The 13911-nt window shown below is 61.3% G+C and carries 10 protein-coding genes; 2 read left to right on the top strand and 8 right to left on the bottom strand.

Annotated features, from left to right (window positions below; genetic code table 11):
- Positions 1–48: 48 nt before the first annotated feature.
- The 8 genes from AO388_RS16130 to glnE all read right to left on the bottom strand — a co-directional run bounded on the left by AO388_RS16130 (position 49) and on the right by glnE (position 10118).
- The gene (locus AO388_RS16130) at positions 49–1494 is read right to left on the bottom strand and encodes a lipopolysaccharide kinase InaA family protein (protein ID WP_058416738.1); all 1446 of its coding nucleotides are present in this window, start codon (positions 1492–1494) and stop codon (positions 49–51) included.
- Positions 1494–2273: a lipopolysaccharide kinase InaA family protein gene (locus tag AO388_RS16125; RefSeq protein WP_003366220.1), complete on the bottom strand. Its 780-nt coding sequence runs from the start codon at positions 2271–2273 to the stop codon at positions 1494–1496. Before AO388_RS16125 ends, AO388_RS16130 begins: the two co-directional genes overlap by 1 nt.
- Positions 2270–3004 carry a lipopolysaccharide kinase InaA family protein gene (locus AO388_RS16120; RefSeq protein WP_058416737.1) on the bottom strand — a complete coding sequence of 245 codons (735 nt, stop codon included), beginning with the start codon at positions 3002–3004 and terminating at the stop codon, positions 2270–2272. The genes AO388_RS16125 and AO388_RS16120 overlap by 4 nt, the downstream gene beginning before the upstream one ends.
- Positions 3004–3810, bottom strand: coding sequence for a lipopolysaccharide core heptose(I) kinase RfaP (gene rfaP, locus AO388_RS16115; RefSeq protein ID WP_003366218.1), 807 nt, complete (start codon positions 3808–3810; stop codon positions 3004–3006). Before rfaP ends, AO388_RS16120 begins: the two co-directional genes overlap by 1 nt.
- Entirely contained in the window at positions 3810–4931 is a 1122-nt protein-coding gene (locus tag AO388_RS16110) for a glycosyltransferase family 4 protein (protein ID WP_003366217.1), read from the bottom strand. Before AO388_RS16110 ends, rfaP begins: the two co-directional genes overlap by 1 nt.
- Complete coding sequence (waaC, locus tag AO388_RS16105) at positions 4931–5995, bottom strand: lipopolysaccharide heptosyltransferase I (protein ID WP_003366216.1); 1065 nt, start codon at positions 5993–5995, stop codon at positions 4931–4933. Before waaC ends, AO388_RS16110 begins: the two co-directional genes overlap by 1 nt.
- A gap of 2 nt (positions 5996–5997) precedes the next feature.
- A complete protein-coding gene (gene waaF / locus AO388_RS16100; protein WP_003366215.1) occupies positions 5998–7032 on the bottom strand; it encodes a lipopolysaccharide heptosyltransferase II in 1035 nt (344 codons plus the stop codon).
- A gap of 128 nt (positions 7033–7160) precedes the next feature.
- Complete coding sequence (glnE, locus tag AO388_RS16095; RefSeq protein WP_058416736.1) at positions 7161–10118, bottom strand: bifunctional [glutamate--ammonia ligase]-adenylyl-L-tyrosine phosphorylase/[glutamate--ammonia-ligase] adenylyltransferase; 2958 nt, start codon at positions 10116–10118, stop codon at positions 7161–7163.
- Positions 10119–10502: 384 nt separating this feature from the next.
- Here glnE and aceE point away from each other — a divergent pair, with 384 nt between their 5' ends.
- Together aceE and AO388_RS16085 are read left to right on the top strand one after the other, a co-directional pair.
- Entirely contained in the window at positions 10503–13148 is a 2646-nt protein-coding gene (gene aceE, locus AO388_RS16090) for a pyruvate dehydrogenase (acetyl-transferring), homodimeric type (RefSeq protein WP_003431997.1), read from the top strand.
- A gap of 142 nt (positions 13149–13290) precedes the next feature.
- Positions 13291–13911: biotin/lipoyl-containing protein (locus tag AO388_RS16085; RefSeq protein WP_330219498.1), on the top strand; the 621-nt coding region annotated here is incomplete at its 3' end.

The following is a 13911-nucleotide window of genomic DNA, read 5'->3' as shown; positions in this document are numbered from 1 at the left end:
CTGCACCTACCGGTGAGCGCTCTGCGCTGGCACGAGAGTCAGCTGGGCTCAGTCTGTCACAAGCTTCGGCAAGCGCTGTTCCAGCACCTGGTGCAGCGCGCTCTGCGTCGGCCAGTTGCGCATGAAGCGAGCCCGGTCTCGGGCGTAGGCCGCGGCGAATGACGATTGCGAGCTGTGCTGCTGCATGGCGTCAAGGTCGATCATCGCCCAGCGATCGATGTGCCAGAACAGGTTATGCCCCTTGAAATCGCCATGGCTGATACGCGCCTGGATAAGCTGCGCGAAAAGCCGGTCCAGCGCCAACAGTTCGACCTCTGGTGCATCACCACTTTCCACATAGGGAGCGAAGCGTTCGATGATGTCCGGCCCATCGATGAACTCGGTCACCAGCCAGGCCTTGCTGCGTAAGCCGAGAAAGCGCTTTTCCTGCACTGCCAGCGGTTTGGGTGTGGCAATGCCAAGGAACATCAACCGGTTGCCTTCGCGCCATGAATGCCAGGCTCGGCTGGGGCGCCAGAAGCGCTTGAGCCAGTGGCTGAAATTCTTGATGTTGTAGCGTTTGATGACCAGTTGACGACCATTGACCTCAACCCGCCCAACACTCGCCGCGCCACCGGTCTTGTACAGATGACCCTTGTCGAGCAAGGCATCCGCCTGACTCAGCACCGGCAGCATCGCAGGCTCTTCCTCGCGGCGAATGGCGCGGAACACCGAAGCGCTGTCCTCGACACTGAACAGACTGCAGTCGCGCACGGTCTTGCTCATGAAGTCCTTGAGCCGCCAGCTGCGCACTTTGTCGATCTGCTTTTGCAGCGCTTCCATCGGCAAACCATGCTCGGCATTGCTCAACAGGTAATGCACCAGCAGCTCTTCGATGAAAGGTTCGAAAGACCTGGGCAACTGGGCAAAGAACACACCGAGGTTTTCCAGCACTTTTTGCCGGGACAACGGCGTGCCAGCCTGTTCAGCACGAATCCCGGCGCCATCGATCAAATACAGCTGCCCGTTGTGGCGCAGCAGGTTGTCCAGGTGCAGGTCTTCCTGCCACAGGCCTTTAGCGTGCTGCCGGGCAATGGCCGACAGCGCGTCGCCGAGCACCGCTTGCTGCTCGTCTGCCAGCGGTGGCAGGTGCTGAACAGCGTTCCAGGCATCGCCCAGGCTCGGTGCCTGTTCCAGAAACTCGAACAACAGCCAGCCACCCTCGCCGTCCTGCAAACCGTCGGCCAGCAGCAGTGGTGTGGTCAGGTCCTGTTCGGCAAGCAGCCGTACCCCGGCCAGCTCACGCTGAAAGTGTCGGGCCGCCTTGTCGCCCACCAGCAATTTTGCCAGCACCGTTCGGCCTCGCCAGACACCGGCCCCGACATAGCGCTGCCCCGGCAATACGCGCAGCAGGGTCAGCAATTGCAGTTCAGCCGGTCCGGCAGCATCGGCCAGCGTCAGGCTCATCGGCAACTCGGGGGTACGTCCAGCGGTCTTGAGTTCAGACAAACGCATCAACGGGTCTCTTTATCATCGCGGTGTTGAATGTCTCGTTTGTGAGCGCCGCGCTTGCCCAGACGCGCACTCCAGGCGTCAACCAGCAGGCTGTTCGGCGTAGCTTGCAGATAAGCCGCCAGCAGCTCGCGCCGATCCGCCTCATTCCACATCGGCGCGCGGCGCAGCAGCGGTTCGAGGTCGCGGGCAAGGTCACGCTTGCCGAAGATCACCGGGCGGGTTTTTTCCAGGTCGATCAATTGCGCCTGATACCCCGTACCGGCTGCCTGAAGAAAAATATGCTTGGGATAGAAGCAGCCATGCACCTGTCCGGCGCCGTGCAGCGTGCGCGCCAGCTGCCCGCAGGCGTGCAGTATTGCCAGACGCTGAGCGGCCTCCATCTGGTTCCACTGCTGCAACAGTTCGTCGAGATCGGTCCAGCCGTCCAGCGCACGCGTCATCAGGATCGCCCGGCGCTCGCCGTCGACCTTGCGCTCGCCATAGAACACCGCTTGCAGTGCCGGAATCCCCAGCTTGCGATAGCGACTGATGTTACGAAACTCGCGCGAGAACGACGGTTCGCCAAACGGATGATGCAACGTGTGAGTCAGGTAATTGCTCTGACGCTTGAGGTAAAAACCCTGACCGTCCAGATCGAGGCGGAACACACTGCTCCAGCCGCCGCGCCCGGTATTGGGCTCATCGACCGCATCGAGTCTGATGTTCCAAAGCGATTCAAAATCAGCCAGGTTGTGACGCGCCAGTAAAGGCTGGTCGGCACTGGCAATAAAAACGCTCATTCACGGCCCTCGAAAAAGCTGACGATATGTCGGATACGTTTTTTGTCGGAGGCGTTCAAACGCGTTCGCTGGCGGTATTGCAGGTAGAAGCGCAGGCGCTGGGTGGCCGACAAGTGATACTTGGCGACCTTGTCCAGGCAGGCCAGATCCTTGGTGATCCGATAGCGCAGCATGAAGCTCCACCAGAATGCGCCGTTGGGGCAATCGATGAAAAACAGCTTGCCGTCGTTATCGACCAACAGGTTGCGCCATTTCAAATCATTATGTGTGAAATGGTTGTCGTGCATGATCCGGGTGAAGGTAGCCAGCTGGCGGCTGATCGCGTCGACCCAGTGGCGGTCGGTCAGTCGCGGATCCTTGCGTTGCGCCAGTGCCGACAAGTCTTCGGTGTTCGGCAAGCCACGCGTGATCAGTGCGCCGCGATCATACGCCGCGCCGTTGCGCTCCAGCCCCCAGGCCACCACCTCTGCAGTCGGAATGCCCCATTTGGCGAAGCGCTTGAGGTTCTGCCATTCGGACTTGACCCTCGGCCTGCCCATATAGCGGCGCAGCCCCTTGCCCGCACCCACGTAGCGCTTGACGTAGTAGTAGACACCGGCGCGCTCGACGCGGATGACGTCGGACAGCGGGTCGCGGGTCAACTGCTGGCCCTGCAGGGCAAACACGGCGTCCAGGCTACCGAATTCCGGCTCCAGGAAAGCGTACTCGGGCTCGAGCTTCCAGCCCGCCATCAGAGTGCATCTCCGTAGCGCACTTTGCGCTGATACAACTTGTCGGCTTTTTTATCCAGCCAGGTCAGCAATGCCGCTTCCTTGAGCAGGATTTCGCGCAACGGCTTCTGGAAATAGCCCTGGAGAAAACGCAGTTTGTCGCGGCGGGTCAGGCCAATGTCCAGCGCCGAAAAGTACAGCGCGGCCAGGTCCTTGTTACGCCAGCGCGGCGTGATCGCACGGCGGGTCTGGGCACGGTGCAGGTCGATGACCGACAGTTTGAAATCGTCAGCGGTCACCGGCTTGTCGGTGTGCAACAGAAAATGGCAGATGTAGCAGTCGCGATGATTGACGCCTGCGCGGTGCATCATGCCGACCATGCGGGCGACTTCGGTAATGAAGGCTCTCTTCAGACGCGACTCAGGCGGCTCGTTGCGCCAGTTGAGGCTGACATCTTCGAGGCTGGTGGTCGGTGCCAGTTCTTCGGTGACGATGAACGAGTGCTGCGCGGCGGGGTTGCTGCCACGTTCACCATAGGCCACGGCCGTCATGGTCGGGACGCCGACTTCATGCAGACGCTCGATGGCGTCCCACTCCTTGCCCGCGCCAAGTACCGGCAGCTTGGCGGTTGCCAGGTTCTTGGCGATCTCGCCCCAGCCAATGCCGCGGTGGATCTTGACGAAGTAACCGCGCCCGTCGACCTCGGTGCGCAGCGTGCGGCGCCCTTCCAGTTCACGGTAGACCTCGCCGCTCAGGCCTTCGACCTCGACGAACGCATCGCGCCCCGCCCACAGGCTCTTGAACGGCTCAGCAAGGAACAGCTTCATCAATAGTGCTCCGCCAGAATCACATCCGCAGCGTGTTGCGGCATGCTGTAAAGGTCCGCCGTGTCGGCAAAGGTCAGGCCATTGCGCGACCACGCGCTGCGTGCGGCATCGTCCTCAAGCATGTCCGACAGGTAGCGATTGAGCTGCGCCTGCTCGAACGGCTCGTCCAGCACCCGCCCGCAATCTGCCTCGGCTATATAGTGAGCGTAACCACAGACCGCGCTGACCAGGACCGGCAAACCGGCAACCAGCGCTTCGAGCAGCACGGTCCCGGTGTTTTCGTTGTAGGCCGGATGAATCAGCAGGTCGGCGCCCAGCAGAAAACGCGGAATGTCGCTGCGCCCTTTCATGAAGGTCACCTGATCACCCAGGCCGAGCGCCGCGCTCTGCAATTGGAATACTTTGGGGTCGTCCTGACCGATTACAAACAGCCGCGTGCGTTTCTTGAGCTCGGCGGGCAGAGCCGCGAGTGCCTTCAGGCTGCGATCCACGCCCTTGGTCTTGAAACCGGAGCCGATCTGCACCAATAGCAGGTCATCGTCGGCCAGGCCGAATTCCTTGCGAAAGCCTGCACGAATGTCAGGGGCATCCGGCGGCGCGCGGCGATCCTGGGAAATCCCCGGCGGCAGCAAATGGAAGCGCGACGGCGGGGTGTCGTAATGCTTGATGAACAGCGGCTGCTGCACTTCGGAAATCATCAACACCTGAGTTTTCGAGTCCTTGGCGAACACCGCGCGCTCGTAGTCAGCAAAGTGGCGATAACGGCCCCACTTGCGATACAGCGGGCTGCGCAGGTTCTGCGCCTTGTCCTCGAAGCAGCCGTCGGCGGCGTAATACACATCCAGACCGGGCATCTTGTTGAAACCGATCAGGCGGTCCACCGGGCGTTTGGCCAGGTCCGCTTCCATCCAGGCGCTGAGCTTTTCGTTGCGCCGATGATTGAAGAACGCCTTGACCGGCGCCACCAGCACCTCGAAACCGGGTGGCACATCGCCTTCCCAGATCAGGGTATACACACGGATCTGATGGCCGCGCTGCTGGCACTCCAGCGCGATGCGCATGAAGTCGCGTTGCAAGCCGCCGAACGGGAAGTATTTGTAGAGTACAAAAGCCAGTTGCATCAGCCAGGTTCCTTTGCCAGCAACAGCGCGCCCAATTGGCTCGCTACTCGCTCGGGATTCAAGCGAGTGAAGCACATCGGCCACTCGCGCTTAAGGTCGAACCGGCGCTGATCGTCGGCGGTCGGTTGGTACGTGCATTTCTTTTGCAGGCACGGCGTGCAGCCCGGGTAGTCGCTGGCCAGATGCACCTGCGACTTGCCGTAGGCCCCGGTCAGGCCCGGATTGGTCGGGCCGAACAGGGAAATGGTCGGCACATCCAGTGCAGCGGCCAGGTGCCCGATGCCGGTGTCTACCGCGACGCACGCCTGCGCGCTGGCCAGCACCCGCGCAACGCCTGCCAGATTGAGCTTTGGCAGCACGTGAGCACTGCTCAGCCCCTCGGCAATGCGCTCGGCGCGGGCCTTCTCTGCCGGGTTGCCCCACGGCAACTGCACTTGCAGGCCGCGTGCTGCCATCAATTCGGCCAGCTGTCGCCAGTACAGCTCAGGCCAGTGCTTGGTGTCCCAGGTCGTGCCATGCAGGAACAGCACGAACGGGGCCTGCAAATTGTCATCCAGAGTCGCCAGGGGCTTGAGACCGTAATCGCCCATGCCGGACGGCTGTGAATAACCCAGTGCCTGAGCGAACAACTGGCGCAACCGTTCGACCGCATGTTGCCCGCGTGCCACTGGAAAAGCGCGATCATAAAAGCGACTGGCGACCGGCTCGCGTGCCGAATCGCGGTCCAGACCGGCCACCGGTGCATCGACATAGCGTGTCAGCCAGGCACTTTTGAACAGGCCCTGCGCATCGATCACCAGATCATAGCGCTGTTCGCGCACCTGCTGTTTGAAGCGCCGCCATTCCCCGGACCTGAAGGTTTGCCAGAGGTGCTTGCGCCAGCGGCGAATCGCCACCGGGATCACCCTGTCGACCGCCGGATGCCAGGCGGGAATCTCCGCGAAGCCCTCCTCGACCACCCAGTCGAAGCGAATGCCGGGCAGCGCACGCGCCGCATCGGTCAGCGCGGGCAAGGCATGAATCACATCACCCAGTGAAGACGTCTTGATCAGCAGTACCCGCAAAATCAGGCAACCTCCACCGGCGTGCTACTCAGGCGGCTCAGCGCCTGAGTCACGGCGTCCGGCTCAAGCAGACGCATGCAGTTGTAATGGCCGAAACGGCAGGTGCGCTCAAAGCACGGGCTGCACTCGATGCCCAGACGCACCACCTCGACTGCGTCGGCCAGCGGCGGCGTGAAGCCCGGCGAGGTCGAACCGTAGACAGCCACCAGCGGACGGTTCAGCGCTGCGGCCACGTGCATCAGGCCGGAATCGTTGGACACCACGGCATCGGCGCACGACAGCAGGTCAATGGCTTCGGCCAGCGAGGTCTCGCCACTGAGGTTGACGGACTCCTCGCGCAGGCCGGGAATCAGCTCCTGACGAATGCTCTCACCGACCGGGTGATCTTTTTTCGAGCCGAACAGCCAGACCTGCCAGCCTTCGCGAATGCTCGCGTCGGCGACCTGTGCGTAATGCTCGGCGGGCCAGCGCTTGGACTCACCGAACTCCGCGCCGGGGCATAGCGCCAATACCGGGCGATCCAGGGTCAGACCGAATTTGCTCAGTGCGGCATCACGCGTGGTCGGGTCGATACGCAGGCTCGGCCGCGGGTAAGGACGCGGCAACTCGGTGCCCTTGTCGAAGGCCAGGGCCATGAAACGTTCGATCATCAGCGGGTAGCGCTGCTTGTCGAGGGTCCGCACGTCGTTGAGCAGGCCGTAGCGAAACTCGCCGCGCCAGCCGGTACGTTTCGGAATGCCGGCGAAAAACGGCACCAGTGCGGATTTCAGCGAATTGGGCAGCAGGATAGCCTGATCGTATTGGCCGGCCAGAGACTTGCCGATCCGGCGACGGGTCGCCAGTTCCAGGGCACCGTGCCCCAGCGGAAAACTCAGCGCAGCGCGAACCTCCGGCATGCGCTCCAGTATCGGACGGCTCCATTCAGGGGCCAGCACGTCGATTTCGCACTCGGGATGACGCTGTTTCAGACACTGGAACAGCGTTTGTGCCATCACCATGTCACCGACCCAGCTAGGCCCAACGATCAGAATTTTCATGTTCTATCCAAAAACGACCAGAAACGATCAGGGAGGCCGATCAGACTGCGTGACATTCCCACACAACCTGTCGCCTCCCTGTCATAGCTTTATAGAGTGTTGCAGTGGAATGTGGCGTGCCGTGAGGCTCAGCTCAACCCCATCTGCGTCCAGATCCGCATCACCTCACGCCGCTGGGCGTGAAACTGATCGCCGCTGACCACGCCCGCCTGCTTCTGCAAGGCCTGGCGATGTGCCGCCGAGCGATACGCCTTATAGGCTTCGCGCAACAGGCCGGCATCCGTATCCGGTAGCAGTCCGGCTTCTTCAAGCCCTTCGAGAATCCGGATGTTGTCGGTGTATTGCAGCAGCGCGGGATGCTCTCTGGACCACGCCAAGGCGGCGTATTGCACCATAAATTCGATATCGACGATACCTCCGGCGTCCTGCTTGAGGTCGAATGGCACCGCCGCCTCGAAGGCATTGGCCGCCCTGCCGGCCGCTGTCACGCGGGTACCGAGGTTGTCACGCATCTTGGCGCGCATTTCGCTGACTTCGGCGCGCAGCTTGTCCAGATCGCGTTCGCGCCCCAGCACATCGGCACGGACTTTCTCGAATTGCTCGCCCACATCCCGGCTGCCGGCCATGACCCGCGCACGAACCAGCGCCTGATGCTCCCAGGTCCAGGCTTCATTGGCCTGATAACGGGCGAAAGCCCCCACAGAGCTGACCAGCAGGCCGGATGCCCCCGAAGGCCGCAGGCGCATGTCGACGTCATACAGCTGACCGGAGTTGGTTTGCGTGGTCAGCAAATGGATCACCCGCTGCCCCAGCCGAGTGAAGAACTGCGCGGTGTCGATCGGTTTGGCACCGTCGGTCTCGGCCTCCAGATCGCCATCATGAATGAACACCAGATCCAGATCGGAGCCATGCCCCAGCTCGATGCCGCCGACCTTGCCGTAGCCGACGATCACGAAACCCGGATCGCACAACGTGCCGTCCGGACGTAAAGGCGTACCGTGCCGGGCCACGCTGTAGCGCCAGGCCAGCGCGAGCACCTGATCGAGAATCGCCTCGGCCAGCCAGGTCAGGTAATCACTGACTTTCATCAACGGCAGGCTGCCGGATATCTCGGAGGCCGCAACGCGCAGACTGTGCGCCAGCTTGAAATGCCGTAAGGCTTCCATCTGCTGCTCAAGGTCGTCCTCGGGGATACGAATCAGCCGCTCGCGCAGCTCGGCCTTCAGTTCCGGGGCCAGCGGCGGATTGAACAGGCGTCCCTCATTGAGCAACTCATCGAGCAACAACGGGAAACGCGCGATCTGCTCGGCAATCCACGGGCTCGCGGCACACAGGGTCAGCAGCTGTCGCAGCGCGTCGGGGTTTTCCGTGAGCAGCACCAGGTACGCCGAGCGCCGGGCGACCGCTTCTACCAGGGGCAGCACGCGCTCGAGTACCAGGTCGGGCTTCTCATGTTCCACCGCCTGAGCCAGCAGACGGGGGATGAACGCGTCCAGCCGCTCACGGCTCAGACGCTGCATCGAACGCAGGTTGGGGCTGCTGCGCAGGCTTGCCAGATTTTTCAGCGCCTTCTCGGCGTCAACAAAGCCGGCCTGCAACAGTTGGCGACCTGCGGCCTCTTCGTCCTGGGACTCTTCCCATAACGGCAGCCATTCGCCTCCCACCACCACTTCACCATCTTCTTCCTGCTCATCATCCGGGTCGGCGTCGGGGTCCGCAATGACCTGGCGGAAGTGCCAGGCCACACGGCCACGCCAGTGCATCAGTCGTTCGTGAAAGGCAGCCCAGTCAGCGAAGCCCATGATCAGCGCAACGCGCGCCTGATCCTGTTCGTTGTCCGGGAGCATCTGCGTCTGACGGTCGGCAATCGCCTGAATGGCGTGCTCGGTATAACGCAGAAACTCGTAGCCCTCGCGCAGCTCTTCGGTCACCGCCGAGGGCAGATAGCCCTGCCCCTCAAGAGTTTTCAGCACCTTGAACAACGGCCGCTGCTGCAGACTCAGGTCGCGGCCGCCGTGAATCAGTTGAAAGGCCTGGGCGATGAACTCCACCTCACGAATACCGCCGGCGCCCAGCTTGATGTTTTCCGCCATGCCCTTGCGCTTCACTTCCTGCTGAATGAGCTGCTTCATGGTGCGCAGCGCTTCAATGGCCGAGAAATCCAGATAGCGGCGGTACACGAACGGACGCAGCATCGCCAGCAATTCGGCACCGGCAGCCTGATCGCCCCCGACCACGCGCGCCTTGATCATCGCGTAACGTTCCCAATCCCGGCCCTGGTCCTGGTAATACTGTTCCAGCGCATTGAAGCTGAGCACCAGGGCGCCGGACGAACCGTAGGGGCGCAGACGCATGTCGACCCGGAATACGAAACCGTCGACGGTCACCGGGTCGAGCGCCTTGATCAGCCGCTGGCCCAGACGAATAAAGAACTCCTGATTGTCCAGCGCACGCTTGGTGCCGACGGTCTCGCCGCCCTCGGGGTAGCCGAAGATCAGGTCAATGTCCGAGGACAGGTTCAGTTCGACCGCACCGAGCTTGCCCATGCCCAGAATGACCATGTGCTGCGGCTGCCCGGAATGACGACCGGTCGGGGTGCCGAACTGCTGGCAGTGCCGGGGGTACAACCACCGGTAAGCCAGATCGATCGACGCATCGGCCATGTCCGACAGGTCACGGCAGGTTTCGATCAGGTTTGCCTGACGGGTCAGGTCGCGCCAGATAATCCGTACTTGCTGGCGTGCGCGCTGTCGACGTAGATTACGCCCCAATTCATCATCGCTGGCAGCGCTCGACAGCGCGTCGGCAATCTGCCCGCGCAATTGGCCGGCAGAGAAGCTACGCTCCAGCTCGCCCGAATCGGCCAGCTGCAGGAGCATCTGCGGATCACGGCAGACTTGTTCGGTTACAAAATCACTGGCAGCGCAGACCCGGTCGAATGCTGCCTGCCGCGCCTCGGGCCAGGCCTTGAATGAGGCCTGCGCGTCCTCGGACAGGACAGTGAGCGCGGCCTGAAACATCTGGCGAGCGCGGGTAATCGATGGCAGCAGAATGGCCGGAAATTCGGCCAGTAAAGGCAGGCTCATGGTCTATCCTTGATCGGCGTGCAGACGCCCGTCCGTCGTTATGGCGAGACGCGTCTGCCAGCACCGCTTGTCGAACAAAGGTTATAAATTGCTGGAAAAATCAAATTAGAAGCATAAAAATCCGCTTTTTCCCTGCAAGATATTCAATAGCGATCAACAGTAACGTTTTAAGCTACACGACAACAGGAGCGTTTAAGACGCTTCTCTGTAGTTTTACTACTGGGTCCGATACTCGGAGGGCTGAAATCGTCGTCGATTTGTAGTAAAACTACACGCCGCCGGATCCCACCCTCCGGTAATCCAAGAATTTATGTCGTCTGCCCACAAGGCCAGTCGCAAACTCAGGCAACCGATTCTGGAAGCCTTTCCGCCCTGGAGCAAGCCATGCAAGACCTCGATCCCGTCGAAACCCAGGAATGGCTGGACGCCCTGGAATCGGTTCTCGACAAAGAAGGCGAAGACCGCGCTCACTACCTGATGACCCGTTTGGGCGAGCTGGCCACCCGTAGTGGTTCGCAGCTGCCGTACGCCATCACCACGCCATATCGCAACACCATTCCTGTCACCCACGAAGCACGCATGCCTGGCGACCTGTTCATGGAACGCCGCATTCGCTCGCTGGTGCGCTGGAACGCATTGGCCATGGTCGTCAAAACCAACCTGAACGACCCGGATCTGGGCGGCCACATCTCCAGCTTCGCCTCCAGCGCCACGCTGTACGACATCGGCTTCAACTATTTCTTCCAGGCCCCGACCGACGAACACGGCGGCGACCTGATCTACTTCCAGGGTCACGCATCGCCAGGCGTCTATGCCCGTGCGTTCCTCGAAGGCCGCATTACCGAAGACCAGATGAACAACTTCCGTCAGGAAGTCGACGGCAATGGCCTGTCCTCTTATCCACACCCGTGGCTGATGAAGGATTTCTGGCAGTTCCCGACTGTATCGATGGGCCTTGGCCCGATCCAGGCGATCTACCAGGCGCGCTTCATGAAGTACCTGGAGCACCGCGGTTACATTCCGGAAGGCAAGCAGAAAGTCTGGTGCTTCCTGGGTGACGGCGAGACCGACGAGCCGGAATCGCTGGGCGCCATCGCCCTGGCCGGTCGCGAGAAGCTCGACAACCTGATCTTCGTCGTCAACTGCAACCTGCAGCGCCTCGACGGCCCGGTTCGCGGCAACGCCAAGATCATCCAGGAACTCGAAGGCGTGTTCCGCGGCGCCCAATGGAACGTCACCAAAGTCATCTGGGGCCGTTTCTGGGACCCACTGCTGGCCAAGGACGTCGACGGTATCCTGCAACGTCGCATGGACGAAGTCATCGACGGCGAATACCAGAACTACAAGGCCAAGGACGGCGCGTTCGTCCGCGAGCACTTCTTCAACTCGCCTGAACTCAAGGCGATGGTTGCCGATCTGTCCGACGACGAGATCTGGAAACTCAACCGTGGCGGCCACGACCCGTACAAGGTTTATGCGGCCTACCACGAAGCCGTCAACCACAAGGGTCAACCGACCGTGGTTCTGGCCAAGACTATCAAGGGTTATGGCACCGGCGCAGGCGAAGCAAAAAACACTGCGCACAACACCAAGAAGGTCGATGTCGACAGCCTGCGTCACTTCCGTGACCGTTTCGACATCCCGGTCAAGGACTCCGAACTCGAAGCCCTGCCGTTCTACAAGCCGGAAGAAGGCAGCGCCGAAGCCCGTTACCTGAGCGAGCGTCGTGCTGCCCTGGGTGGCTTCGTGCCTCAGCGTCGCGCGCAGAGCTTCAACCTGCCGACGCCGCCACTCGACACCCTCAAGGCCATCCTTGACGGTTCGGGCGACCGTGAAATTTCCACCACCATGGCTTTCGTGCGCATCCTGGCGCAGTTGGTCAAGGACAAGGAGGTCGGTCAGCGCATCGTGCCGATCATCCCGGACGAAGCGCGTACCTTCGGTATGGAAGGCATGTTCCGCCAGCTGGGCATCTACTCGTCGGTCGGCCAGCTCTACGAGCCAGTCGATAAAGAACAAGTGATGTTCTATCGCGAAGACAAGAAAGGCCAGATCCTCGAAGAAGGCATCAACGAAGCGGGCGCCATGTCCTCCTTCATCGCTGCCGGTACTTCGTACTCCAGCCACAACCAGCCGATGATTCCGTTCTACATCTTCTACTCGATGTTCGGTTTCCAGCGCATCGGCGACCTGGCATGGGCCGCTGGCGACAGCCGCACCCGTGGCTTCCTGATCGGTGGCACCGCCGGCCGTACCACGCTGAACGGCGAAGGCCTGCAGCACGAAGACGGTCACAGCCACATCCTGGCATCGACCATCCCGAACTGCCGCACCTTCGACCCGACTTACGGTTACGAACTGGCAGTGATCATCCAGGACGGCATGCGCCGGATGTTCGAAGAGCAGCAGGACGTTTTCTACTACCTGACCGTGATGAACGAGTCCTACACCCAGCCAGCCATGCCGGCCGGTGTGGAAGAAGGCATCGTCAAGGGCATGTACCTGCTCGAAGAAGACACCAAGGAAGCGGCGCACCACGTCCAGTTGCTGGGCTCGGGCACCATCCTGCGTGAAGTTCGCGAAGCGGCGAAGATTCTCCGTGACGAGTTCAATATCGGCGCCGACGTCTGGAGTGTCACCAGCTTCAACGAGCTGCGTCGCGACGGTCTGGCTGCAGAGCGCAACAACCGCCTGCACCCTGGCCAGAAGCCGCAGCTGAGCTATGTCGAGGAGTGCCTCAACGGCCGCAAAGGTCCGGTCATCGCATCGACGGATTACATGAAGCTGTTCGCTGATCAGATTCGTCAGTGGGTTCCAACCAAGGAATACAAAGTCCTGGGCACCGACGGTTTCGGCCGTAGCGACAGCCGCAAGAAGCTGCGTCACTTCTTTGAAGTCGATCGTCACTTCGTGGTGCTGGCGGCCCTGGAAGCCTTGGCTGATCGTGGCGATATCGAACCCAAGGTCGTGGCTGAAGCCATCGCCAAGTTCGGCATCGATCCTGAAAAACGCAATCCACTGGACTGCTAAGAGTCTGCTTCAAGAGCGCTGATCAGAGCGTGAACAGCCGAGGATGCGGAATTTACTTGCCGTAAATGAGCATCCAACGCTGTTTCGTTGTAACTGAACCAGCGTATTCGTGAGTGAACAGGTTCTCCTAAGGAGAGACATAGTGAGTGAGTTAATTCGTGTACCCGACATCGGCAACGGTGAAGGCGAAGTCATTGAATTGATGGTCAAGGTCGGTGATCGCATCGAGGCCGACCAGAGCATTCTGACGCTTGAGTCGGACAAGGCGAGCATGGAAATCCCTGCTCCCAAGGCTGGCGTCATCAAGACCATGAAGGTCAAGCTGGGCGACCGCCTGAAAGAAGGCGACGAGCTGTTCGAACTGGAAGTGGAAGGCGAAGCAGCTGCGGCCCCGGCACCTGCTGCCGAACCTGCTGCGGCCCCGGCCGCCGCCGAAAAGCCGGCTGAAGCCGCCCCCGCAGCCGCTGCGCCTGCTCCGGCAGCCAGCGCCAGCGTTCAGGACATCCACGTGCCGGACATCGGTTCGTCGGGCAAGGCCAAGATCATCGAACTGATGGTCAAGGTCGGTGACAGCATCCAGGCCGATCAGTCGCTGATTACCCTGGAATCCGACAAGGCCAGCATGGAGATCCCTTCTCCGGCCGCAGGCGTTGTCGAGAGCATCGAAGTCAAACTGGACCAGGAAGTCGGTACCGGCGACCTGATCCTGAAACTGAAAGTCGAAGGTGCCGCCCCTGCCGCTGCTCCGGCGCCTGCCGCCAGC

It is taken from the genome of Pseudomonas sp. ICMP 10191, assembly GCF_001467335.1.
GTDB classification, from domain to species: domain Bacteria; phylum Pseudomonadota; class Gammaproteobacteria; order Pseudomonadales; family Pseudomonadaceae; genus Aquipseudomonas; species Aquipseudomonas cerasi.
The sequence above is the reverse complement of the archived record's forward strand: the minus strand, read 5'-3'. Positions and strand labels throughout refer to the sequence as shown.